This window comes from Arthrobacter koreensis, from assembly GCF_009193255.1.
GTDB classification, from domain to species: domain Bacteria; phylum Actinomycetota; class Actinomycetes; order Actinomycetales; family Micrococcaceae; genus Arthrobacter_B; species Arthrobacter_B koreensis.
Genome location: NZ_WACG01000014.1, coordinates 1 through 1779, shown reverse-complemented (window position 1 = coordinate 1779; position 1779 = coordinate 1). Strand labels below are relative to the sequence as shown.

The window sequence follows — 1779 nt, the reverse complement described above, 5'->3', positions numbered from 1 at the left end:
GGATGGTTTTTTTAGCTGGTTTCGAATTTAGTGCAGAACTGTGCAGCCAATTTTCCTTGGCTCCGGTTGTGTGTCTGTAAAACATTTACGGAGAGTTTGATCCTGGCTCAGGATGAACGCTGGCGGCGTGCTTAACACATGCAAGTCGAACGATGACTTCTGTGCTTGCACAGAATGATTAGTGGCGAACGGGTGAGTAACACGTGAGTAACCTGCCCTTAACTTCGGGATAAGCCTGGGAAACCGGGTCTAATACCGGATACGACCTCCTGGCGCATGCCATGGTGGTGGAAAGCTTTAGCGGTTTTGGATGGACTCGCGGCCTATCAGCTTGTTGGTTGGGGTAATGGCCCACCAAGGCGACGACGGGTAGCCGGCCTGAGAGGGTGACCGGCCACACTGGGACTGAGACACGGCCCAGACTCCTACGGGAGGCAGCAGTGGGGAATATTGCACAATGGGCGAAAGCCTGATGCAGCGACGCCGCGTGAGGGATGACGGCCTTCGGGTTGTAAACCTCTTTCAGCAGGGAAGAAGCGAAAGTGACGGTACCTGCAGAAGAAGCGCCGGCTAACTACGTGCCAGCAGCCGCGGTAATACGTAGGGCGCAAGCGTTATCCGGAATTATTGGGCGTAAAGAGCTCGTAGGCGGTTTGTCGCGTCTGCTGTGAAAGCCCGGGGCTCAACCCCGGGTCTGCAGTGGGTACGGGCAGACTAGAGTGCAGTAGGGGAGACTGGAATTCCTGGTGTAGCGGTGAAATGCGCAGATATCAGGAGGAACACCGATGGCGAAGGCAGGTCTCTGGGCTGTAACTGACGCTGAGGAGCGAAAGCATGGGGAGCGAACAGGATTAGATACCCTGGTAGTCCATGCCGTAAACGTTGGGCACTAGGTGTGGGGGACATTCCACGTTTTCCGCGCCGTAGCTAACGCATTAAGTGCCCCGCCTGGGGAGTACGGCCGCAAGGCTAAAACTCAAAGGAATTGACGGGGGCCCGCACAAGCGGCGGAGCATGCGGATTAATTCGATGCAACGCGAAGAACCTTACCAAGGCTTGACATGAACCGGTAAGACCTGGAAACAGGTCCCCCACTTGTGGCCGGTTTACAGGTGGTGCATGGTTGTCGTCAGCTCGTGTCGTGAGATGTTGGGTTAAGTCCCGCAACGAGCGCAACCCTCGTTCTATGTTGCCAGCGGGTTATGCCGGGGACTCATAGGAGACTGCCGGGGTCAACTCGGAGGAAGGTGGGGACGACGTCAAATCATCATGCCCCTTATGTCTTGGGCTTCACGCATGCTACAATGGCCGGTACAAAGGGTTGCGATACTGTGAGGTGGAGCTAATCCCAAAAAGCCGGTCTCAGTTCGGATTGAGGTCTGCAACTCGACCTCATGAAGTTGGAGTCGCTAGTAATCGCAGATCAGCAACGCTGCGGTGAATACGTTCCCGGGCCTTGTACACACCGCCCGTCAAGTCACGAAAGTTGGTAACACCCGAAGCCGGTGGCCTAACCCCTTGTGGGAGGGAGCCGTCGAAGGTGGGACCGGCGATTGGGACTAAGTCGTAACAAGGTAGCCGTACCGGAAGGTGCGGCTGGATCACCTCCTTTCTAAGGAGCACCTGAAACTCGTTGTGTTCTTCCACAGTGTTGGATGCACGGTTTCCAGGAGTAAAGCCCGTTTCGAAGGCGTCAGTTCTTCGGCGGGTGCTCATGGGTGGAATATCAATGAACAGGTTTGTCCGGGTTGTTCCGGGTCTGTGAGTACGCCTCTTTTG

The 1779-nt window shown here is 55.8% G+C and carries 1 rRNA gene; it reads left to right on the top strand.

Going from position 1 to position 1779, the window contains the following annotated elements:
• Nucleotides 1-84: 84 nt before the first annotated feature.
• Nucleotides 85-1612 (top strand): 16S ribosomal RNA (locus tag GD628_RS16405).
• Nucleotides 1613-1779 lie beyond the last annotated feature (167 nt).